This window comes from Candidatus Ruminimicrobiellum ovillum, assembly GCF_002392975.1.
In the GTDB taxonomy this organism is placed as follows: domain Bacteria; phylum Elusimicrobiota; class Endomicrobiia; order Endomicrobiales; family Endomicrobiaceae; genus Ruminimicrobiellum; species Ruminimicrobiellum ovillum.
Genome location: NZ_DGIC01000010.1, coordinates 127,478 through 150,543 on the forward strand (window position 1 = coordinate 127,478; position 23,066 = coordinate 150,543).

16 protein-coding genes are annotated in these 23,066 nt (G+C 33.6%); 9 read left to right on the forward strand and 7 right to left on the reverse strand.

Annotation, left to right across the window (positions count from 1 at the left end; genetic code table 11):
- The first annotated feature begins 163 nt into the window (after positions 1-163).
- The gene (locus B2Y85_RS05190; protein WP_372519414.1) at positions 164-3,829 is read left to right on the forward strand and encodes an autotransporter domain-containing protein; all 3,666 of its coding nucleotides are present in this window, start codon (positions 164-166) and stop codon (positions 3,827-3,829) included.
- 133 nt (positions 3,830-3,962) lie between these two features.
- Here B2Y85_RS05190 and B2Y85_RS05195 read toward each other — a convergent pair whose 3' ends face one another.
- On the reverse strand, positions 3,963-4,586 hold the full coding sequence (locus B2Y85_RS05195) for a Spy/CpxP family protein refolding chaperone (protein ID WP_372519415.1): 624 nt from the start codon (positions 4,584-4,586) through the stop codon (positions 3,963-3,965).
- Between the two features lie 150 nt (positions 4,587-4,736).
- Between B2Y85_RS05195 and gltX the strand changes: the two genes are divergently transcribed.
- From gltX to B2Y85_RS05235, 8 genes are all read left to right on the forward strand, one after another.
- Complete coding sequence (gene gltX, locus B2Y85_RS05200) at positions 4,737-6,212, forward strand: glutamate--tRNA ligase (RefSeq protein ID WP_372519416.1); 1,476 nt, start codon at positions 4,737-4,739, stop codon at positions 6,210-6,212.
- A gap of 14 nt (positions 6,213-6,226) precedes the next feature.
- Entirely contained in the window at positions 6,227-6,544 is a 318-nt protein-coding gene (locus B2Y85_RS05205) for a DUF1844 domain-containing protein (protein WP_372519417.1), read from the forward strand.
- 198 nt (positions 6,545-6,742) lie between these two features.
- The gene (locus B2Y85_RS05210; protein ID WP_372519418.1) at positions 6,743-7,531 is read left to right on the forward strand and encodes an ABC transporter ATP-binding protein; all 789 of its coding nucleotides are present in this window, start codon (positions 6,743-6,745) and stop codon (positions 7,529-7,531) included.
- Between the two features lie 99 nt (positions 7,532-7,630).
- The gene (locus tag B2Y85_RS05215) at positions 7,631-8,980 is read left to right on the forward strand and encodes an MlaD family protein (protein ID WP_372519419.1); all 1,350 of its coding nucleotides are present in this window, start codon (positions 7,631-7,633) and stop codon (positions 8,978-8,980) included.
- Positions 8,981-9,094: 114 nt separating this feature from the next.
- On the forward strand, positions 9,095-10,465 hold the full coding sequence (radA, locus tag B2Y85_RS05220) for a DNA repair protein RadA (RefSeq protein WP_372519420.1): 1,371 nt from the start codon (positions 9,095-9,097) through the stop codon (positions 10,463-10,465).
- Positions 10,466-10,482: 17 nt separating this feature from the next.
- Positions 10,483-11,640: a chorismate synthase gene (gene aroC, locus B2Y85_RS05225; RefSeq protein ID WP_372519421.1), complete on the forward strand. Its 1,158-nt coding sequence runs from the start codon at positions 10,483-10,485 to the stop codon at positions 11,638-11,640.
- Positions 11,640-12,161 carry a shikimate kinase gene (locus B2Y85_RS05230; protein ID WP_372519422.1) on the forward strand — a complete coding sequence of 174 codons (522 nt, stop codon included), beginning with the start codon at positions 11,640-11,642 and terminating at the stop codon, positions 12,159-12,161. Before aroC ends, B2Y85_RS05230 begins: the two co-directional genes overlap by 1 nt.
- A complete protein-coding gene (locus tag B2Y85_RS05235; protein ID WP_372519423.1) occupies positions 12,158-12,631 on the forward strand; it encodes a hypothetical protein in 474 nt (157 codons plus the stop codon). The genes B2Y85_RS05230 and B2Y85_RS05235 overlap by 4 nt, the downstream gene beginning before the upstream one ends.
- A 22-nt stretch (positions 12,632-12,653) precedes the next feature.
- Here B2Y85_RS05235 and B2Y85_RS05240 read toward each other — a convergent pair whose 3' ends face one another.
- From B2Y85_RS05240 to B2Y85_RS05265, 6 genes are all read right to left on the reverse strand, one after another.
- Entirely contained in the window at positions 12,654-15,818 is a 3,165-nt protein-coding gene (locus B2Y85_RS05240; RefSeq protein WP_372519424.1) for an efflux RND transporter permease subunit, read from the reverse strand.
- Positions 15,819-16,013: 195 nt separating this feature from the next.
- Positions 16,014-19,097: an efflux RND transporter permease subunit gene (locus B2Y85_RS05245; RefSeq protein WP_372519425.1), complete on the reverse strand. Its 3,084-nt coding sequence runs from the start codon at positions 19,095-19,097 to the stop codon at positions 16,014-16,016.
- 158 nt (positions 19,098-19,255) lie between these two features.
- Positions 19,256-20,485 (reverse strand): efflux RND transporter periplasmic adaptor subunit, encoded by a 1,230-nt coding sequence (locus tag B2Y85_RS05250; protein ID WP_372519426.1) that lies wholly within the window; start codon positions 20,483-20,485, stop codon positions 19,256-19,258.
- Between the two features lie 17 nt (positions 20,486-20,502).
- Entirely contained in the window at positions 20,503-21,921 is a 1,419-nt protein-coding gene (locus B2Y85_RS05255) for a TolC family protein (protein WP_372519427.1), read from the reverse strand.
- Between the two features lie 74 nt (positions 21,922-21,995).
- Positions 21,996-22,325 (reverse strand): hypothetical protein, encoded by a 330-nt coding sequence (locus B2Y85_RS05260; protein WP_372519428.1) that lies wholly within the window; start codon positions 22,323-22,325, stop codon positions 21,996-21,998.
- The gene (locus B2Y85_RS05265) at positions 22,322-22,981 is read right to left on the reverse strand and encodes a CpXC domain-containing protein (protein ID WP_372519429.1); all 660 of its coding nucleotides are present in this window, start codon (positions 22,979-22,981) and stop codon (positions 22,322-22,324) included. Before B2Y85_RS05265 ends, B2Y85_RS05260 begins: the two co-directional genes overlap by 4 nt.
- Between the last annotated feature and the right edge of the window lie 85 nt (positions 22,982-23,066).

The following is a 23,066-nucleotide window of genomic DNA, read 5'->3' on the forward strand; positions in this document are numbered from 1 at the left end:
ATTTCTTCCCGTTTTTTGTTATTATAAATTACATTGCAATTATATTAAATATAAGTTATAATATCTTTTTCAAATTTGTTAAGTCAAAACCAAATTTTCAACTTTTCTTCACGAATTTAACATTTATAAACATGCACTAAAAATTTTTATTTGGAGGTCGTAAATGAAAAAGCTATTATTATCTTTATTTTTGACTATTTTTTTATCTGCAACATCTTTTGCGGATACGGAAAACAATTTTAGACATATACTTGAAGGTGAAACCTTGATAGAGGAGAAACAAACCTATAGTGATTTTTCCACGGATGATTATCTTGGAATATTCGGAGTTGAAGGAACTTTAATATTAAACAATGTTACTTTTAAAAATAATGATTCTTTCGCGATAACTTTATCTGAAGATGCTTTCTTAAAAATAGGTGACGGCTCTTCTTTTACATCGAATACGGGAGGAACCATTTATAATAAAAAAGGAAATATAGTAATAGGAAACAATGTTGAATTTAACTCAAATGCAGATCCGAATTATTATATGGGAGCCATAGCTAACGAAGATGGAACACTTTCAATAAAAAACAATGTGAAATTTTTAAATAATTTTAACTCATCTACGATGTTTGGCGGAGCCATAGAAAATTGTTTTGGAGGAAATACACTTATTTATGCGAATGCACAATTTATAGATAATGGAGCACTTAATGATGGCGGAGCAATATATAACGGCTTTTCTAATTCCGATAACGAAAAACCTGTACTTGGTATATACCTAGGTGCACTGTTCGATTCAAATGCGGCAAAAAGAGGCGGTGCGATATATAACGACGGTATTTTGGAAATATTGGGCGGAACAAAATTTATAAATAATACCGCAAACGATTATGGTGGTGCAATATATAATCATGGTGCTTTACAAATATTTGCCGATTGTGAAGATATAGTGTTTACCGGAAACACCGCAAACGGAGTATCCAATGCAATACATGACAATGAAGGAACTATTGATTTATTTTCAGATTATGGTTCAAATATAATATTTAACGATAGAATAACATCTGAAAATGAATATTCAGAAATATCTATAGAAGGTCTCGGGAAAACGATATTTAATGAGGACATGTCCGGATATAATGGAAAAATATACTTAGTGTCCGGTAGTACGCTTCAATTGGGATACGACGGAAAAATTTCTAACACAAGTTTGAAATCAAACGACGGAACCTTAAATTTAATAAACCAAAACATAAACAATATTCTATCTGCTAATTTTTCAGGTGATATGTTTTTGGAAATAGATGCAAACTTGAAAGGGGATCTATCAACAGGTGACAAATTTTCTCTTACAAATGGAGATAATCATTCAAAAATAACATTAACAAATGTAAACATTAAAAATAATTCAATAACCGATAATACGGGAACATTTACTGTGATATCTGTTTCAAACGGCCCTTGTCCAAACCTTTATGCAGATTTAAAAGTAACTCAAAACGGAAAAACAGTAAAATTCACAGAAAATTCAAATGGTAAAGATGTCGACTATGAAGTTTTAACACAAGCACAAACATTTTCACAACTTGTAACCGATACAACATCTTACAAAGTATATAATTTATCAAACAACGAAACATTGTCTCAAAATTTAGGAAATTTAGAAGGCGAACAACTTACAATAAACGGAAACGGTTACGATATAACTTCAAACAACAAAAAAGGAATATCCGTAGGTACCAGTACCGATGATTATGATTCTAAAACTTTAATGATAGAAAATATAAAAACCGTATCCGGTTTTTACGGAGACTATGGTGCGGTAGTTGATAATTACGGGAATACAAGAATCGGTTCAAACATAACAGTTGAAAACAATACCGCATACGGATCAGGTGGTGCTATTTATAACAATTCAAAACATTCATGTATAAGTGTAGGTAACGATGTTACTTTTAGAAACAATACCGCAACTGCCGGGGGAGCTATATATAATCAAGAAAATTTAGGAGCAATTGGTTTTGGTGCAAATACAAAATTTGAATCTAATATAGCTACAGCAAACACCGGGGGAGCTATATATAATGACAGTTATATTGAATTTATAAAAAATCCAATTTTTATTTCCAATCAAGCAAACCAAGGAAGTGCAATATATAATGATGAGAATGCCAGGATATATTTTAGAGATGGGGCAAAGTTTATAAATAATAACAATTCGGCAATATACAATTATGGAGGCTTAACATTTTTTGCAATGAGTGAAGATGTTGAATTTACAGGAAACGATATCGCAATATTTAATGTTGGCGGAGGGATGACTTTTGTAACCGGTGCCGCAAATGTAATTTTTAACGATAAGCTTGTTTCTTATGATTCTGATAGTGAACTATGTTTTGACTCTTATGATTATGTTATTTTAGGTATATTTGACGATTTTTCGAAAATAATATTGAATGCGGATATGTCCGACTACACGGGAAAAATAAATATTAACGGAGCATATGTGCAGTTAGGAAAAAACGGAACTTTATTTAATTCAAACTGCACCTATGATATTTCCGGTGCAACAATAGATTTTGCAAATTCCATAATACAAGATTATGAATTTGCAAACAGTTTGAAAGTGTCTGATATCTTGAATTTAAAAGTTGATGCCGATTTAAAGAATGAAAAAATGGACACAATAACGGCAAACAATTTTTCCGGAGACGGAAAAGTAAATGTAACAGCAATCAATATTACGAAAGATTCTGACAAAAAAGAAGAAATAAGTTTAGATTTTATAACCGGAGATACTTTAAAAGGTATTGTGAAATCTGTAGATAAAGCATATTCGACCATGTATGAATATAATGTAACTTATGATCAAGAAACAGGTAACATGAATTTTATACAAGGTAAAGAAAATCCTATATCCAACGAATCTGCAGTATCGGGATTGGCCGGCGGATATTTAGCGCAAGTAACGATAGCAAACCAATCATTTGCAAACATGGATAACAAAGTTTCACAAACAAGAGCAGCTGCAAAAACACCTTTATATGCTTCAGCAAACACCAACCAAGTTTTCGAACAAAACGGAAGTATTGAAAGAGCATTATGGTTAAGACCTTATGTTGTAAGCGATACGGTTGATGTAGGTGCCGATTCGAAAGTGGATAACACAATGTACGGAACTCTTGCGGGAATAGATTTGCCGGTAGGGAAAGACAAATTGTTATCTTTTTATTTGGGATATACCGGCGGAAAACAAGAATTCGATTCTGTAAAAATGAATCAAACAAATTATATGTTAGGTATAACCGGAACAATTATCAAAGATAAATGGTATTTAGGTGCAACTGTTAATGCGGGAACCAACAAAGTAACTGCCGATAATGATTTAGGTTCGGATAATATTGAAAACATTACTTATTCTTTAGGACTTAAAACCGGTTACGATTTTGATTTGGGAAAAAATTTCACTTTGCAACCCAACATTATATTGATGTATATTGGTTTAACCTCAAGTGACTTTACAAATGTTCAAGGTAACAAAATAGAAGACGACGGAATAAGTAATATATTAATTCAACCCGGACTAAGATTGGATTTAAGTTTAACAAACGGATGGGCACCATACGGATTATTTGATGTAGCAATAAACACAGGTGAAACATCAACAAAAATAAACGGAAATAAAGTAAAAAGTTTGGAAATGGATCCTTATTTCGAGTATGGGGTTGGAGTAAGTAAAGATTTCTTGAATAGTCCTTGGAGCTGTTACGGACAAGTCAGCGGAAAGAGCGGTTCAAGAAGCGGAGTAGGATTTAATTTAGGAATAAAGTACGCTTTCTAAAAATAGCAAAGCGGTTTTAGTAGTTTATATTTTATAGTTATAATAAAAAAACGGGAAGAGGTTTCTTCCCGTTTTTTGTTATTATAAATTGCCGTTTGTCGTTAATTATAAATTGTACATTATATATTGCAGTTTAGAGTCTTACATCTTCATATTGTTCATATTGTGCGGGAGTAAGTATTGTTTGTATCTGCTTTTTCGTATTTTGTGTAACTCTGAATATGTTCATTGATAACTGTGAAATTTCATTTTCTAAACTTGCTATGGTTGCTTCATCCGGTTTTGCTTTACTTTTTTCTTTTTCCAAAGCAGTCGTTTTCGAATCTTTTTCGGTTCTTAACTTTGCAATATAGTCTTTATTTTCGTCAAACAATTTTTGTAACTGCGCCTGCTGTTCTGCCGTAAGAGTTAAATCTTCCGGTTCTTCTTCTTTTTCTTCAACAACAACCACTTTTTCTTTTTTCTTTTTAGAGGTACTTGCGGCAACAGCAATAGCCGTTAATGCGGAAAAACCTAAAAATGTCCAAAAAGCATCTCTTGTATAATAGTCGCTATAATAATAACCGTGATAATTGCGATGATAGCCATGATGACCGGGATGACCGCCAGGATGTCCTCCGGGATGTCCGTGATGACCGCCACTGTGTGCAGGTGCCGGCGGTGTACTGCCATGTCCTCTGCTTGGCGGAACGGCAAAAGATGATATAGGTAAAGCAAATATCAAAAACAAACCTACTATAATTTTTATGCTTTTCATTGTAATCCCTCCCTTGTTATACTTATTTTATAATATTTAGACAAAATAAGCATCAAAAAAGTTTCATACTAATATTTTAACACAAATTAAACTATTTAAATAATATTTTGTATAATATACAAACTATATATATTTTTTAGGAGAAATAAAATGAGTATTAGGGTACGATTTGCACCTTCACCTACAGGCGATTTACATATAGGCGGAGTAAGAACAGCACTTTTTAACTATCTTTATGCAAAGAAAGAAAAAGGGACATTTATCCTTAGAATAGAAGATACCGATGAAGCAAGATCCACGGAAGCTTCAACGGGTATAATCATAAATGCAATGAAATGGTTGAAACTTAACTGGGATGAAGGTCCGGGAAACGAACTTGAAAAATATGCTCCTTATTATCAAATGAAAAGAAAAGAGCATGGAATATATCAAAAATATATAGATATACTGCTTGAAAAAGGTTATGCATATAAATGTTATTGCACACCGGAAGAAGTGGAAAAAATGAGAGAACAGGCAAGACTTGCAAAACAGCCTCCTAAATATAACGGACATTGTGCAAACTTAACTAAAGAGCAACAGGAAGAATATGAAAAACAAGGCAGAACTGCAGTTATAAGATTCAGAATGCCTAAAGAAGGCAAAATAGAGTTTGACGATGTTGTCAGAGGGCATGTAAGTTTTGAAAATGCTTTGCTTGACGATTTTGTTTTGATGAAAGCAAACGGTGTTCCTACATACAATTTTGCTTGTGTAATAGATGATCATTTAATGGAAATGTCACATGTAATCAGAGGCGACGATCACATTTCAAACACTCCCAGACAAATTCACATATTTAAAGCTTTAGGTTGGGAACCCCCTGTATTTGCACATTTATCCATGATACTCGGTTCAGACGGCGCAAGACTTTCAAAAAGACACGGTCACACTTCCGTTCTCGAATACAGGAAAGAAGGATATTTACAAGATGCATTAATAAACTATTTGGCTCTTTTAGGATGGTCAACGGAAGACAGCCAACAATTATTTTTCGGCAACAGTTTAATAGAAAATTTTTCGTTGGACAGATGTAATTCAAGCCCTGCAACATTTGATCCTTCAAAGTTGTTGTGGATGAACGGAGAGTATATCAGAAGTAAATCAGACCAGGAAATTTATGATTTGTTTATAGATTGGATAGAATATACAAACCAACAAGATTTGATAAAAGATTGGGACAGAGAGTTACTTAAAAAAGCAATATCTTTGGAACATGAAAAAATAAAATTGTTAAAAGATATTCCGGGACTTGTAGATTTCTTCTTTAAAGAATTATCTTTTGATGAACAAGCGGTATCAAAAGTTTTGTTATCCGAAACAAAAAAAGACAGTTCTAAAGTTGTGTTGGAAGAAACATTAAAAAGATTACCTAACCAACAAGATTTTTCACCGGAAGCTCTTGAAAAATACGCAAGAGATTTGGCGGTGGAGTTAGGTTTCAGTAACGGTAAAGTGTTCCATCCGATAAGAGTTGCAATTTCCGGAAGAACACAAGGACCGAGCCTTTTCCACATGATGGAAGTTATGGGAAAAGATGAAGTGTTAAAAAGAATACAAATAACCATAGACAAATTCTTTAAATAAAGAGGTAAGTAAAAATGGATCCAAAAGAACTTAATCAACATTTATTCAGTTTAATATCTATGTTTGCTTCCGCATGTTGGCAACAGTTAGGTAAAGTACCAAGTCAAATGGACGGGAAAATACATAGAGATTTAAAGTCTGCTCAAGTAACGATTGATATGCTTTTGATGTTAAGAGATAAAACCAAAGGAAACTTAACCAAAACGGAAGAAAAGCTACTGGAAGATACAATTTCCAATTTGCAAATGAACTACGCGGACGAAGCAGCTAAAGGCGACACTCCGAAAACAGAAGAACAACCTAAAGTTGAAGAAAAGAAAGACAATTTATAATTTACAATGTACAATGTATAATTAATGTTAGGAACGGAAAGGAAAAGCTTTCCGTTCCTTTGTTTTTTATAAATTATCATTCGCTGTTGTTGTTAATTATAAATTATAAATTTTACATTATAAATTGCCGTTTAAATTCTTCCCGTTTTTTATTAACATATTGGAAAATCAATATAAAAATTATAAAATAATAAGATAATGATAAAGGTTGAAAATTTATATAAATCTTTTGAAACAAAAAAAGTGTTGCAAGGTGTAAGTCTTGAAGTTAAAGACGGTGAAACTCTTGTTATAATAGGCGGGTCCGGAACGGGAAAAAGTATTTTACTTAAAAATCTCGTAGGCCTTATAAAACCGGATTCAGGTAAGATTATTATCGATGGTATAGATGTAACAAAAACCGATAAAAAAAATCTTAGAGAAATTCAAAAAAAGATTGGTTTTTTGTTTCAGGAAGCAGCGTTATTTGATTCTTTAACAATAGAAGAAAATGTTTCTTTCGGAATGAAAAATCTTACCAATTTATCCGAAGAAGAAATGAAAAAAAGAGTTTCTTCTTGTTTAAATATGGTCGGATTAAGTTCCGATATAGAAAAATTAAAACCTTCCGCATTAAGCGGCGGTATGAAAAAAAGAGTCGGACTTGCAAGATCGATAGCTTATCAACCGAAATATATTTTTTACGATGAACCGACTACCGGTCTTGACCCTATAATGTCCGATGTTATAGGTGAACTTATAATTCATTTGAAAAAAGAATTAAAAGTGTCATCCATAGTTGTTACTCACGATATGAATTCCGCTTATAAAATAGCGGATAGAATAATAATGTTGTATTTAGGCAAAGTTATTTTTGAAGGAACGGTAGAAAAGCTGAAAAAGACTATCGCTGATCCTAAATCGGTTAACGATAAAATGTTAAAACAGTTTGTTGACGGTTCAAGTGTAGGACCGATACCGGTTGAAATGTCTTTTGCAATGCACTAATTGGAAGAAATGTTCCTTTAAAATGAAAATTTTAAAAGTTTTTGCAGTTAATTATAAATTGTACATTGTAAATTATAAATTGTATTTTAAGGGGTTCTTGTGTCTAACGAATTAAAGCTTGGAATTTTTGTAACTATAGGCATAGTAGCGGTTCTTATAACCATAATGATGTTGGGAAACTACAGTTTAACCTCAAAGTATGTTGTTAACACTTACTTTGAAAATACTGCCGGTCTTCCGAAAAAATCTAAAGTAAAAATTTCCGGTGTTGATGTGGGTAACATAAAAGATATTATTTTGGAAAACGGCAAAGCAAAAGTAGTGCTTGTTATAGATAGAAACATAACATTATATTCCGATGCAACAGCAAAAATAGTTTCTATGGGAATAATAGGCACAAAGTATATAGAACTTACTCAAGGAACTCCTACAAATGCCGTTATAGAACCCGGCGGAACCATTAATGCCGCAAAAGGAGCATCTCTTGAAGAATTGATAGAAAATGCGGTAAAAAAAGTTGATGAAGTTTTAGGCAGTGCTTCCAGCGGTTTAAATAAAGATTTCTTCCAAAACCTTTATGATACTGTAGAAAATCTTAAAAAAGTAAGTAAAACAATCTCTGATAAAGAAAAACAAATCGGACAAGTTATCGACAATTTCAAAAACTTTTCTTCTAACCTGTATAGTATAACTCAAGAAAATAAACAAGATATAAGAGACATTGTTCTTGAACTTAAAAAAGTTTCCGAAAGAATCGATGAATTGGTAACAAAAGTAAGTGAAGGCGACGGAACTATTTCCACGTTAATAAACGATGAAGAAATGGCAAATAAACTTAAAGATACCGTCGGCGATATTAAAGTTACGGTTCAACAATTACAAGAATTTGTATCCAAAACAAAGAAACTTGAAATCGATTGGGAATACATGGGCAAATTCGATACAAGAAACGAAAAATATCGTAATTCTTTCGGCATAAGGTTTAGACCTACAAATCATAAATTCTATTATATCGGTATAGATAATATCGGTAATTATACAAATGAAGATGACGAATTTGAAAGAAATAATATGAACAAAATTGATGCTCTCATGGGATTCAGATCGGAAAACTTTGAAGCTTACGGCGGTGTTATGAGAAGTAAAGGCGGGGTAGGCGTAGGTTGGTCTCCTTTTGATAAGATATACGGACCTATGAGAAGACTTTATATTAATGCCGAAGCAATATTCAGAACGGAAACAGCCAAGAAAGATGATCCGGATAAAGATAAACCGAATGTTGTGCTCGGTGCAAGACTCGGTATTTTCAACTGGTTATATATCGGTGTTCAGGTTGAAGACACACTTACAAAAACAAATGTTATGCCGTACATTAAACTTAAAGTTACCGATGAAGATCTTGCAAGTATATTCGGTGTTGCAGGTATAGCTGCAACAAGTTCAAAATAAACACCTGAAGGATGGAGGAATAGAGGTATTGAGGTATAGAAAAAAACTGCACATATTTTGTGTAAATTCTTCCGTTTATAAACATTTCATACTTTAATAAATCTATATAGTTTTGTGAAAAGCAAAAAAGTTAAAACAGTATTTGTATGTCAAAGTTGCGGTTACGAATCCCCGAAATGGCTCGGGAAATGTCCGGGATGTTCAAAGTGGAACACCTTCGTAGAAGAAAAACAAGAACCGATTTTATCTTCCAATCAATCAACGAGACAATTGACGGGTTTTTCTTCCGGCACATTTCCGTTAAATGATGTTGCGGTTAAAAGTTTTGAAAGAATAAAAACCGGAATAAAAGAATTTGATCACATGATAGGCGGCGGAATTGTTCCCGGGTCTTTAACTTTACTTGGCGGTGCACCCGGAATAGGAAAATCAACTTTAATGTTACAAATTTCCGGAGCTCTTTCCAAGACAGGAACAGTATTATATATATCCGGAGAAGAATCTCTTTCACAGGTAAAATCAAGAGCTGAAAGATTAAATATTTCAAAAGACAATATTTTTCTCGCATCCGAAACGAACCTTGAAAATATAGTTGCCGCAATAAACAAAATACAGCCTAAATTTTTGGTTATAGATTCAATACAAACGACATATCATCCGGAATTTTCATCGGCTCCCGGGTCTGTTGGGCAAGTAAGAGAATGTTCCGCGGAACTTTTAAGAATAGCCAAATCTCAACATATAACGGTATTTATATTGGGACATGTAACTAAAGACGGAGATTTGGCGGGACCGAGAATTTTGGAACATATCGTTGATACCGTTTTGTATTTTGAAAATGAAAAACAACAAATATACAGAATTTTAAGAGCATATAAAAACAGGTTCGGACCGACAAGTGAAATTGGTATTTTTGAAATGAAAGCGGAGGGATTAAAAGAAGTAGAAAATCCGTCACTTATTTTTTTGAGCGAAAATTCAAATACAGTTGCCGGAAATGTGGTTACTTCTTCAATTGAAGGAACAAGACCATTACTTATAGAAATACAGTCTCTTGTTGCAAGAACAAATTTCGGACTACCGAGAAGAATGGTTTCCGGGTACGATCTAAACAGAGTAATAATAATTATCGCCGTGCTTGAAAAAAGAATCGGTATTCCGCTTGATAATCAGGATGTGTTTATAAATGTTGTCGGTGGCATAAAAATAAAAGAAACGGCATCGGATTTAGCTATAGCATGTGCAATTGCTTCTGCAAACAACGGAGTTGTTTGCCCGGACAAAACAGTTATTTTCGGTGAAGTCGGTCTTGCGGGTGAAGTAAGAGCGGTATCCCAAATAAGAGAAAGACTAACCGAAGCAGAAAAGTTGGGATTTAAAAAAGCGATTATCCCGAAAAGCAATTTAAAAAGTTTAAATTATAAAGGTAAAATTGAAATTATCGGTGTAACCAATGTTCACAGTGCAATACAAGCAATACGATAATTTTTAGGAGATATAATATGATAAGATTTTCAACAGCAGGCGAATCGCACGGACAAGGAATAGTAGCGATACTTGAAGGTATTCCGGCAGGACTTAACATAAATACGGAAGATATAGATGTAGATCTTGCAAGAAGACAAAAAGGTTACGGCAGAGGACAAAGAATGAACATAGAAACAGACCAGGTTCATATCTTGTCCGGAGTAAGGTATGCAAAATCTATGGGCTCACCGATAACACTTTTTATTTTTAACAGAGATTGGGAAAATTGGCAATCGGTGATGTCTCCGACAAGCGTGGATATCGACGGTAAACATCTAAAAAAACCAAGACCGGGCCATGCCGATTTGGCAGGGCTTATGAAATACGGTGTGGATGATTTCAGAAACATTTTGGAAAGAGCTTCCGCAAGAGAAACCGCCGCAAGAGTTGCAGTAGGTGCAGTTTGCAGAGAATTATTAAAAGAGTTCGGAATAAATATTTATTCTTACGTTGAAACAATAGGAAAAGTTTCCGCAAAGATGTCGGGCATAGATAAATCGCAAATTCAACATTTGGCTGAAATGTCTTTTGTAAGATGTCCGGATAAAACAGCATCAAAAAAAATGATTCAAATAATAAAACAGGCAAGTTCAAAAGGCGACACTTTAGGTGGAAAATTTAAAGTTGTTGCCGAAAATGTTCCTATCGGGTTGGGAAGTCATACCCAATGGGACTTAAAACTTGACGGCAGACTTGCACAAAGTTTAATGTCTATTCAGGCGATTAAAGCAGTGGAAGTCGGTATGGGTACAAAATTTGCAAGCACTTTGGGTTCTGCTTCACATGATGAAATTTTTTATTCAAATAAAAAAGGTTTTTACAGAACTACCAACAGAGCAGGCGGAACAGAAGGCGGTATGAGTAACGGAGAAAACATCGAAATATCCTGTACAATGAAACCGATACCGTCATTATCGAAACCTTTAAAATCCGTAAATATAGATACGAAAAAAGTTGAAAAAGCTGAAGCGGTAAGAAGCGATGTTTGTGCCGTTCCTGCCGCAGGTATTGTTGGTGAAGCTGCCGTAGCTTTCGAACTTGCAAGAGCAATGGTAGAAAAGTTCGGCGGAGATTGTTTGGAAGACATGAAAAACAATTATAAGGCTTATGTATCGAGGATACAAATAATATAATGAAAAATATTGTTTTAACGGGATTTATGGGAACGGGCAAAACAACCGTAGGGCAGTTGTTGGCCGAAGAATTGCACAGACAATTTTTTGATACGGACCAAGTTATCGAAGAGAAGTTAGGCGCATCAATAAAAGAAATTTTTAAAAGAATAGGTGAACCGAAATTCAGAGAATTCGAAACCGAAACCATTGCCCTAATATCTAACCTTGAAGACAGTGTTATTTCCTGCGGCGGAGGAGTTGTAGTTAATCCCGAAAATGTTAAAAACTTAAACAGAAACGGAATAATAATAAACTTATATGCATCTCCGGAACATATTTTTAAAAGATTGTATGAATACGATACAAGACCTTTAATAAAACAAATGCTTAATCCGTTGGAAGGAATAAAAAAATTGTTAGCTCAAAGACAAAAGGCATACGAACAATGCGCATTTGCAATAGATACCGACAATTTATCTCCGGAGCAGGTTGTAAAAAAAATATTGGAACATAAACTCGTAAAGGATATTTTAAAATGAAAAATTTATTTAAAAGTATTTTCATATTTGCTTTATTTATATTACCGACTTTTTGTTTTGCCGAAAATACCGATAACAACCGAGAAGATGTGCAAATAAAAACAATAGACAGAGAAAACTATCAAGTTCAAATAAAGCAATATAACAAAGAATATCCCGTGATATTATATGTCGTCTTTAAAGAATCTACCCCTCTTCTCGATGAAATAAGAAAAATATTGAGAACGGAACTTGTATCTTTAACAAAAACAAGAAGAATAGAAAACGATATTGTTGCATCGGCATGGTTTGATAACCAAGTGTCTGACGATTTGGAAAAAATAGAATTAACAAACAAGTACGGTGCTTTTGTAAGAATTTACGATAAAGAAAAGAAAAAAGAGGCCGGAACAGTATCTTTCCCGGAATATTTAAAATATCTCAAAAAGAAAAAAGAAGAAGATAAGAATAAAGACAAACAAATCTCTTAAAAATAATTAAGTATACAAGATATTAATAAATTATTTCTTCTTCCCTTCTGTTTCTCATACCTTTAGAGTACAAATAAATAAACGGAACAAATAGTAATGCCAAGCCTAATGCAAAAGTAAGACCGCCGCAAACAGCTATAGCCATAGGTTGGTTGGTTGTAGCACCTTCACCGAGACCGAGTGCCAACGGAATAAGACCTACAACTGTAGTCAATGTTGTCATTATGATAGGTCTTAAATGGTCTGCCGTTGTTGAAACAACCATCTTTTTTAATTCAAGCATATCATCGTATTTGCCCGGATTTTGAGAAAGATGATAGTTGTATCTGTCTACAAGCAAAATAGAAATATTAACAACGTTACCCACCAACATTATTATACCCAACATAGATATCGAGTTGATTGATTGTCCCGTAACAAGAAGCGTTAATAAAGAACCTATTATACCTAAAGGAACTGCAGTCATAACTATTATAGGTTGTAATAACGATTCGAATTCAGATGCCAATATCATATAAATAATTATAATACCCAATATCAATGCAAACGATACTTGAGACAACGCTTCCTTCATTGCAAGCATTTCTCCCGTAATAAAAGTGCTTATGTCTTTATTGTTATATGAATCATCTAACAATTCTTGCAATTCTCCTACAGCTGAAGTAAAGTTACCTTTAACGTTTGCCGTAACAAGGTATGTTCTTTCTCCTTCGATTCTTTTGATTGCAGGTAAGGTTTTTACAAAATTTGCTTGTGCAATCTGTTTTAACTGAATTGTCATACCCCATTGCGAGTATGCTGTCATTTCCAAAACTTTATCCAATGTGTCTCTGTCTTTGGGTTGCATTCTAACTCTTATATCCATTTCATCGTCGGGAAGTTTTAATTTTGTTGCAACGAACCCTTTTATTCCCGCAAGAGTCATGGCAGCAATATCCTGTGTAGATAGTCCGAACAATGATGCTCTTTCTCTGTCGATTGTAAGTCTCAGTTCGGGAACTTCATCGGAAGGATCGATTTTGATACCGTAAAACTGAGGCATACCTTCCATTTGATTTTTTAATTTATCCGCATATTCTCTTAATTTCGACAATTCTTTACCTTTTATTTCCACCGTAACACCGGCAGTAGAACCTATACCGGAGCCGAAAAGTCCCTGTTGAGTAATAAATTCAACATCAAGATCTTTCATATTCCATTTTTTTATTTCATCGCTTAAATCGGCAACGATTTCGTTTGTTGACAGTCCTTTCGAAGTTAAGTTTGTTATTATTCTTGCCTGATAACTTCCGGATGTTTCTATTCCTCCTCCGCTATTATCTTCTCCGGTAGAACCTACTGTCGTTGAAACGTCTTTTACTTCATCGTATTTTGAAATTGCTTTTTCTATTTTTCTTACCACACCATCGGTAATTTCAAGCGGAGTATCCGGATGCATTGCCACATTTAAAACAAATCTTCTTTCATCGGATTTTGCCATAAATTCTTTAGGTATAAAATAAACTATCATAGCACCGAGCAATGCATATAAAAGTACAAAAGTGAAAACTTGTAAAGCTTTTAGATTAAGTGTAGACTTCAAAATAGGAACAAAATATTCCTGTATTGCTTTTCTTCCCGCAGTAACCGAAATATTGTGAACATTTGCCGTAAGTGAAAGTCTCGGCACCAAAAACATAGCTGAAAATATAGATGCTATCATAGCATAAGTTATTGTTAAAGCAAGTTGTTTAAATAATTGTCCTATCATACCTGCAACGAACACAAAAGGTATGAATATTGCAATGGTGGTAATTGTGGAACTTAAAATAGGTGCAAGAAGCGTGGATGAGGCCTGATAAATACATTCTTTTTTTGGTAAATGTTTGTTTCGATGCAGTGCCATCAAAATATTTTCTATAACGACGTTACCGTTATCAACAACCATACCGATACCGATAGTTAATCCTCCCAAAGACATGGAGTTGATTGTTATTCCCTGAAAATACATAATACTTAATGTAACACACAAGCTTATAGGTATTGCGGTATTGATAATTGCAGAACCTACAAAACTTTCCATGAAGAAATATAACAAAATAAAAGTTAATAATATACCTTGCAAGCCCGACTGATATATACTTGTTAACGATTGCTTAATAAATATTGATTGATCGTAAATTACTTTTATATCAACATTTTCAGGAAGTTTTTCTTTAATATCTTTCAATTTATCTTGTACTACTTTTGACATATTTATAAGATTTGCTCCGGACTGAGGATAAACACCGATAGAAATATTGTCTTGCGAATTATACCTGGACATACCTTTTCTGTCTTGCAAAGATTCTTTTACATCGGCAACATCTCGCATATAAACAATCTTTTCACCTGTTTCACCTTGATAAGTTCTGTCTCTTCTGTATCTTGCGTTTCCTCCTCGCTGATCTTGCTTACCGAACGAAAGGTTTTCAATATCTTCAATACCTTTAAATTCACCTACGGTTTTAACTATATATTCATGTTTTTCTTCTTTGATTGTTCCGGCAGGATAAGTAATGTTTGCGGTCTGCAAAGATGTAATAACATCCGTAATTGCCAATTGGTTTGCAAGAAGTCTTCCTTTATCGATTTCCACCAAAATTTCTTTTTGTTCTCCGCCTTTTAAATCTACCTTTGCAACACCTTCCAATCTTTCAAATTCATCTTTCACGTTTTTTTTCAGCATATGTCTTAAATCAGCCATTTCCATTAAAGTGGGTTGCATATCTTTATATGTGGCAGACAAAATCATCGCTTCCACCTGCATAGGATTATATTTTAATACAACAGGATCAAGAGCATCTTTAGGCAGCGATTCTTTTATCAAATCTATTTTTTCTCTTATATCCATTGAAGCAAAATCCATATTCGTTCCCCACAAAAATTCGCATGATACTATGGACACTCCTTCCTTGGATATAGACGATACTCTTTTAATTTTTTTTACCGTTCCGGCAGACTCTTCAACTAACTTACTTATTAATTTTTCCGACTCTTCAGGACCTGCACCTTCATATTTTGTAACAATAGTAATTTGAGGGTATTCCATTGCAGGGAACAATTCTTGAGGAATTCTTGTCCATGCAATAACACCCATAAGTATTACGGATAAAAATATCATAACGGTGGTTACCGGTCTATCTACAGGCAATCTTAATAAACTCATAATTTTTTCTCTCTTATATCAGCTTAAAGCTTAGAGCTTATAGCTTATAGTTTTTGATAAAATTCACTTTATTAATTTTTAATTAATTATCATATTTTGTACAAAACAAAACACTTACAACTTATCAAAAATTGCTGTGCAATTTTTACCGACATTATACATTGTAAATTGTAAACTATAAATTGTCGTTCGTTACTATATATTTTCAAACTCTTCCCTGTCCCGATTTGAAAACTTCTTATACATTTTACTAAATAAGTTAAATAAGAACATCAAACCGAGAGCTTTAAAGAATTTATAAAAACTGCTTTTCGGCCTTTCCAATACATAATATGCCGTAGGAATTATAAGCATTGTAAGTAACGTTCCTGTTATCGTTCCGCATAAAACCGTAAGTCCCAACGATCTCCACATGGAAGCAGATTCGTCTCTACTTAAAACCATAGGCAAAAGTCCCAATGTTTTCATAAGCATGGTTATAAGTTCAGGTCTTAGTCTTTCCTTACAACTTTCAAAAATAACTCTCAACAAATTTGTTCTGCCTACTCGTCTCTGGTTTATTTTATCGACAATAATAATAGAACTGTACACAATACAACCGAACAAAATCATTATACCTATCCACACTCCCAAACTGATAGGCTTTTTAAATATCCACAGCGAAAAAGCTACTCCTATCATACTTAAAGGCAATGCAAACATTATTAAAGCCGGTTGCATATAAGATTCGAATATGGATGCAAGAACAAAAAATATAAGTATAATAACAAGTGCAACGGCAAGCATAAATTGTCCTCTGTTTTTAACGGTTTTTTCATAATCACCGGAAATATTAAAAGAATAATCCTGAGGAAAAGCCACACCTTTTAATGTCGCTTTTATTTTTTCTGCTGCCGTTGTAAGTCCTATTTTTGCCCTGTTTGCACTTATCTGTATAAATCTTTTTTTATTTTTTCTCCAAATTTCCTGATTTGATTTTAGTTGTGTCATATCGGTAACCTGCCCGACATAAACAACATCTTTTCTCGGATTAACGACTCCTATAAACGGTATTTGTTCAACATTTGTTATACTGTCGGGATAGAGTCTGCATATTGTTTCTATCTGTTTACCTTCGGTTCTATACTGTGTTGCAATAAGACCTCTCAGTTGGCAATGTAATGTGTTACTGAAATAATATGTAGTTAACCCGAAAACCGCCAATCTGTCATAGTCAACGGTTAAAATAACTTCGGGTTCATCTTCTCTCATTCTTATTTTAACATCTGTAAGACCTTTAACCTGCTGCAATCTGCCGGAAGCGGAAAATGCAAGTTGTTTTAAAGTATCATAGTTCTGCCCGTAAAAATCAACATATATTTCTTTTGAAGCGGAACTTTGCGAATCCTGAAAATATACAAATGCCGGCGAAAATTCTCCGAACCTTTTTCTAAATTCTTCTTTAAATTCTTCCGCTCTTTCATAAACGGTTACTTCAACAAATGTGTGAAGTTTTTCGACTTTCGAAGAAACTCTTTCAACCCAATCGTGATAACTCATTAAAGCCTGTTCCATTTTCCTTACAACTTCGTTTGAAACTTCTATTCTTGTTGCGGGAGGAAACTGTACACCTATACGAAAAGTGTTAACACTGCCCGGATCCATAAATTCGGAATCTCTCGTCATCATTATTTTTGCCGACAATAAAAATAAAAGAAGCGTAAATAACCAAACATAAGTTTGCCACTTAAAACAAAACTTTAATATTCTTCCGTAAATATGTCTTACTTTTATGTACCATTTTTGAAAATCCAAATCGAACTTATTTTGCCATCTGTAAATTTCCACCGGAATAAACATCATTGTAGCAACAACCGAAGCTACCAATGCAAAAGTTATGGTTAAACCGAACGGAACATACATCTGCCTTATTTCCGGTTCCAAAAATACTAACGGCAAAAACACAATTATTGTCGTAACCGTAGATGCAAATATCGGTTGCCAAAGTTCCGCGGTTCCTCTAACAACAAGTTCGGCTTTTGTAGCAAAAGTTTTTCTGTGATGATGAAAAGCTATATTTTCCAATACAACGATAGAATTATCCATAACATTTGCCATACCCATGGCAAGACCGCTCAACGTCATTATGTTAAATGTTTGGTTTGTGAAATACATAAGAATGATACACATAAACAAACTTAACGGCATTGTTGTTGCAACTATAAAAATACTTCTTACATTTTTCATAAAAAGGAACAATACTCCGGCAAGGATTATACCGCCCAAAACAAGCGCTTCAACGAGTGATGAAATTGCTTTTTGAATATATTCCGCATCATTTTTAACTATAGTTATATTGATATCGGGATCTAAAATCTCTTTAAGTTTATCGATAATTTGTAAAGCTTCTTTTGCAACGGTTATAGTATTTGCGGTAGATTCTTTTTGAATATAAATGGAAACAACATCCTGAACATTAAGCCTTGAATAAGATGTCGGTTCATAATAAGAATCTCTTATAGAGGCAATATCTCCTATTCTTACTATTGAACCTGAAGGAGTAATAGCTATGGCAGTATTTTGTATTTCTTCTATACTGTTGTATTCACCGGTAGCTCTTATAACGAATTTATTACTGTTTCTTGTAATTTCTCCCGCGGAAATCGATAAATTTGCAAGATTGATTTTTTGAACAACCTCAAGAATGGAAAGTTTGTATCCCAAAAGTTTTGCATTATCCATCTCTATCAAGAACTTTCTTTCTCTTCCGCCACCGAACTCAACATTTGCAACACCTGCCACTCTCATAATTTTTTCTTTCAGTTGTTCTTCGGCAATTTCTCTTAACTGTTCAGGCGTTTTTTCTTCGGAGCTTAAAGACAATATCAATATCGGACTGTCAGATTGTTCGAATTTTGCAATAATAGGTTTTTCTGTCTCTTTCGGAAGGTTATGTTTTATCATTGCTATTTTTTCTCTTATATCAATAACAATGAAATCCGTATCTACATTATGATGAAACATCATCATAATATTTGATTCCGATTCTTTGGACGAAGAAATCATTTCTTTTAAACCGTTAAGTTCCGCAAAAACTTCCTCTAACGGTTTTGTTACATATTTTTCAACTTCACTGGCGGCAACACCGCCTCTGAGTCTTGTAATAACACTTACTAAACCGGATTGTGCGCTTGGATTTAATTCTACGGGGATTCTAAAGGTTGTGATAGCGGAAAATAAAATCATGGCAATAACAAGCATTAAAGTTGTTACCGGTTTTTTTATTCCGAATTCTATCATTTATTATCCTTTGAACTGCAATTGCATATCAAAAATATACATCGGTGCCCTACGGACTATTGACTATCCGTTAGTTTATTTGGATATATAGTTCAAACCATTCACCAATTTACCAACTTTCTGTTCCGCAAAAAGTTTATCATCCTATAAACTTATCTTTATTTTTTCGGTGTTGTATCAACAGTATCTTCTATTGCTTCCAAGAACTTAACTTTCATTCCGTCACTTAATTGTCCCTGGGTTTCTATAACAACAAGTTCACCTATTTGGATACCTTGTTCAACAACAGTTTTATCCGTCAATTTTTCGCCTAACTGGCAAGGTCTCATCAAAATTGTTCCTTCACCCGGTGTTCTGTAATCCGGAGAAACTACGGGAACCAAAAATGCATTTTCGCCTAAAGAGACGATACTATCATTTGGAACAAGCATAACATCTTTCAATTCTTTAAGTAATATTACTCCTCTTCCGAACATACCGGATCTTAATTTTCCTTCATCATTTTCAACACTTACTTTTATTGTTGATGTTCTCGTTCTTTCTTTAACCGTAGGAGCGATTTCCGTTAATGTGCCATAAAATTCTTTACCGTGGTAAGAGTCGCAATTGATGGTTACGGTTTGTCCTACGGCAAGTTTATGAACATCTTTTTCAGGAATATCAACTTCAAAATTTGTTCCTTTGTCACTGATAAATTTTGCTATAACATCTTGCGGTGTAATATAATCGCCGGGTTTTATTATTATTTCGGCCAAAATTCCGTCACTCGGTGCCAACATATTTGTTTTTGCCAAATTCGATTGAGAAAGTTCCAATTCGGATAAAGCAGCTTTTACCTTCGAACGGGCAGATTGAATTTCATATTTTGCTTCATATAATTTACTTTCCGAAAGAGCTTTCATTCTGTACAACTCTTCATAAACTTTGTATCTTTCCATAGCTGAATTATATGCGGAAACTTCACTCTTATATTTACTTTGTGCATAGTCCGCTTTCGTCATTGCATCTTTAGGATCCAAAGAACAAATAACATCTCCCTGTTTAAGTCTTGCACCTTCTTTGTAGTTATAAGATGCAAGTTGCCCGTCAAGTTCAAATCTCATTTCGTTTTCAACGGCACCTTTTATCGTTCCCATTGTAGTGTATGTATCTTTATAATCTTCTTTTTTAGCTTTTTTAACCTTCACCGTTATCATATCCTGTTTCTCTTCGACAACTTTTTCTTTTGCAAAATAAACGAAATAAATTAAAATACCCAAAAGAATAAGACCCAAGCATGCAAGTGTAATTATTGCATTTCTTTTAAACTTAGGATACTTTTGTGATATTTGATTGTACCTGTAAGTAACACTTTCTATAAACTTGTAATATAAATACTTGAAATTCAAAATATTCCTCCAAAAAATTATCTTAAACTCATTAAAGTAAGTTTTTCCAACTCTACTATTGCCGCATGGTTAGAATAAAGAGCTTTCGCAAAAGCTGCTATAGCCTCGGCATAATTCCAACTTTCTTCCATCAAAGCTACCGTTTCTATTTCATACAAATCATTTCTCTTTTTCATAAGTGCAAGTTTTCTTTCTTTAACGGTTAACTCGTTTCTGGTAGTTCTTGCATTATTCAAAGAAAGTATATATTCATTGTATGCTTTTTCAACCGAAAGTCTGCTGTTTTTCAACAAATCCATCAATTCTGCATTTAATTGTCTTTGAGAAACAGCACTTTCTTTAGCATCTATAAAAAACTGTATATCATCTAAAACACCTAATTGAACAGACAACGTATCAACTTCAACTCTTTTACTTGCATCAACAATCGTTGCAGGATCCGTTCTATCCATACTGTAACTTGCAGCTAAAGAATTTCCCCATAATCCCCACGAAAGTTTTGCCGCTAAAGACCACTGAGTGGTAAGATCTAACGGTTCGGTAATAAAAGCTTCTCCTGTTTTTCCGTAAAAACCTTCCAATGCCAATTGAGGATGAACTTTGGATTTACTTATTTTGATTTTTTGTTCGGCCATTTCAAGTTGTAATCTTGCAAGTTGCACATCAAGATTATTAGACTGAACAAAACTTACACAATCTTGTGCCGTAAAAGCTATCTCAAAAGCGTCCGAAGGCAACTCATCCGAAACGGTTGCCGGAATTTCTTCCAACGTATTTACACCTACGGTTTCTATTAATTTCTGTGTAGAAAATTCAAGATTTATTCTTGAAGTGCTTAACAAATTTGCAACTTTATCCCTAAAATTTTCAGATTCGGCCAAGTCAAGATTTGATATAGCCTTAGCTTTATATTCAACTCTCGTCTTTAAAAATAAAGTTTCAACCTGTTCAAAAGCTTTACTTAAAGCAGCATATTCCATTTTTAAAGTAAGGTATTCGTAATAAGCAAGTTTCACATTCGCATACAAGTCTTCTTTAGCCTTAGTATAATTATACTTTGCGGCATCTTTCATCATTTTGTTATATTTATAATTAGCTTTATTTGCACCACCGGTATATATAGGCATTGTAGCTCTTGCACCTATACTTTCCGATTTATATTCGGTTTCACTTCCTATACTGCTGTCAGACATGCCGGAATACAAAGCTGTTTTACCTTTCGATTGTTCGGCCTGTAAAAATAACTGCGGGAAATGAGAACGGATGGAATTTACAACTCTTAATTGAGCTAAATCCACCTGTTCCGCTGCTACCGCTATTTTTTGGTCTCGTGCCTGTGCCAGTTTAAGACATTCTTCAAGAAACTCGTCCATGCAAAAACATGGTTGGACACACAAGAACCCTATAGTTATTAAAGCCGTTATTTTTTTTATCACAAAATATCCCTTTTACTATCTATAAAAGTATATAAGAAAAACATGATTTTGTCAACTAAAATCAATAAGAAAAATCAATAAGTTTTTTCATTTTTATACTTTTTAAATATCTTCTTTCTGTAAACAAACAAAAACACTATTACAATAGCCAGAGTAACAAAAACTGCCGGAACTATATATTTTGCAACATAATTTTCAATTATATACTCGGCATACGGCTTTCCGCACAACAAAACACCCACAGCAAGCATAATCCAAGATAATATATATACAGCGATCGATAAAACATAAAAAAACTTTTTTCCTGTTTTTTGACCGCAATATCCGCAAACCAAAGCTCCGCCCCAACCGAAAGGTACATTTATCAAAATTAAGATAATTCCTATTACCTGTTCTACCGTCATTTTTCTTTTTTGTGTAAGAGAATTTCATCCAAACAAGAAAGATTTTGTTTTATTCTTGCAAGAAAATTTTCGTATTCGGCTAAGTTAGGGTTATACTTTAACAACTGTTCCAATCCCGAAACAATATCTTTTTTTATATCACCGCTTGATTTTTTACTTTTGGGAATCGTATGCAATATACACAAATTTCTTGCTTTTGCCGGTTTTATTTTTATCAAATCAAGTTCTATTCTTTTTGCGATAAAAGTCAATATATCTATTTCGTCTTTTATATAGTCTTCGTTTTTTATTGTATTTATTAAATCTTCCACACCGAAATATATTACGGGTTCAAAATCTATCGATACCAACTCCTCTATTTCTTTGGATAGAGCGGTAAAATCGGACAACATTTTTTTTCTTAAACTCTTTGCATTTTTTTCATCTTCTTTAGGATAGACATAAGCAATAAGTTCGTTTTGAAGGTCTTGATACATAAAGAAATGTTCATGATAAAAAACTTTATGACATTTCGGACATTCTACCGTGTTAAATCTGCCCGATAAAAGGACCTCTTTTAAATCGGGATCATCAAACACATTTATTGCCTTCCAAAGCTCCGCTTCGAAAGTTTCTCCGCAACTGCATTTAATTTCACAATTAGATAATATAGACATTTTGTATATTTTATAATTTTTACACAATATTTTTCAAACAAAAGAGAAAAATTTTAGTATAATATGATAATAATTTTTGTCGTAA

Bases quoted from the DNA above. Each gene is read 5' to 3' on its own strand.
- B2Y85_RS05190 (WP_372519414.1), top strand. From the start codon at position 164: ATGAAAAAGCTATTATTATCTTTATTTTTGACTATTTTTTTATCTGCA.
- B2Y85_RS05195 (WP_372519415.1), bottom strand. From the start codon at position 4,586: ATGAAAAGCATAAAAATTATAGTAGGTTTGTTTTTGATATTTGCTTTA.
- gltX (WP_372519416.1), top strand. From the start codon at position 4,737: ATGAGTATTAGGGTACGATTTGCACCTTCACCTACAGGCGATTTACAT.
- B2Y85_RS05205 (WP_372519417.1), top strand. From the start codon at position 6,227: ATGGATCCAAAAGAACTTAATCAACATTTATTCAGTTTAATATCTATG.
- B2Y85_RS05210 (WP_372519418.1), top strand. From the start codon at position 6,743: ATGATAAAGGTTGAAAATTTATATAAATCTTTTGAAACAAAAAAAGTG.
- aroC (WP_372519421.1), top strand. From the start codon at position 10,483: ATGATAAGATTTTCAACAGCAGGCGAATCGCACGGACAAGGAATAGTA.
- B2Y85_RS05230 (WP_372519422.1), top strand. From the start codon at position 11,640: ATGAAAAATATTGTTTTAACGGGATTTATGGGAACGGGCAAAACAACC.
- B2Y85_RS05235 (WP_372519423.1), top strand. From the start codon at position 12,158: ATGAAAAATTTATTTAAAAGTATTTTCATATTTGCTTTATTTATATTA.
- B2Y85_RS05240 (WP_372519424.1), bottom strand. From the start codon at position 15,818: ATGAGTTTATTAAGATTGCCTGTAGATAGACCGGTAACCACCGTTATG.
- B2Y85_RS05245 (WP_372519425.1), bottom strand. From the start codon at position 19,097: ATGATAGAATTCGGAATAAAAAAACCGGTAACAACTTTAATGCTTGTT.
- B2Y85_RS05260 (WP_372519428.1), bottom strand. From the start codon at position 22,325: ATGACGGTAGAACAGGTAATAGGAATTATCTTAATTTTGATAAATGTA.
- B2Y85_RS05265 (WP_372519429.1), bottom strand. From the start codon at position 22,981: ATGTCTATATTATCTAATTGTGAAATTAAATGCAGTTGCGGAGAAACT.